The sequence below is a fragment of the Brucella pseudogrignonensis genome (genome assembly GCF_002252525.1).
Classification (GTDB): Bacteria; Pseudomonadota; Alphaproteobacteria; order Rhizobiales; family Rhizobiaceae; genus Brucella; species Brucella pseudogrignonensis.
Genome location: NZ_NNRM01000032.1, coordinates 1 through 307, shown reverse-complemented (window position 1 = coordinate 307; position 307 = coordinate 1). Strand labels below are relative to the sequence as shown.

Genomic DNA, 307 nt, shown 5'->3' with positions numbered 1-307 from the left:
GGAAGCCAATCTCGGCGATGGCACGTTCAATGCCACCGTGTTCGATGCCAATGGTGGCCGTTTCGGCGTTGGGTCCGATTCCAATGTGCTGATCGGCATTGGCGATGAGTTGCGGCAGTATGAATATTCGCAGCGTTTGCTGCATCGAGCGCGCAATGTGCTGGCGAAAAACGAAGGCTCGACCGGACGAGCCTTGTTTGATGGCGCATTAGCAGGCGGCAATATTGCTATGGGTCGCGAAGGCGATGGTTTGAGACAGGGTGCTTCGGCAGATTTTGTATCGCTTGATGTTGAGCGTCTGCCCCAT

1 pseudogene is annotated in these 307 nt (G+C 55.4%); it reads left to right on the top strand.

The annotated features are described in order from the left end of the window. Positions 1 to 307, top strand: a pseudogene (locus CEV34_RS14615) (formimidoylglutamate deiminase); the annotation flags it as partial.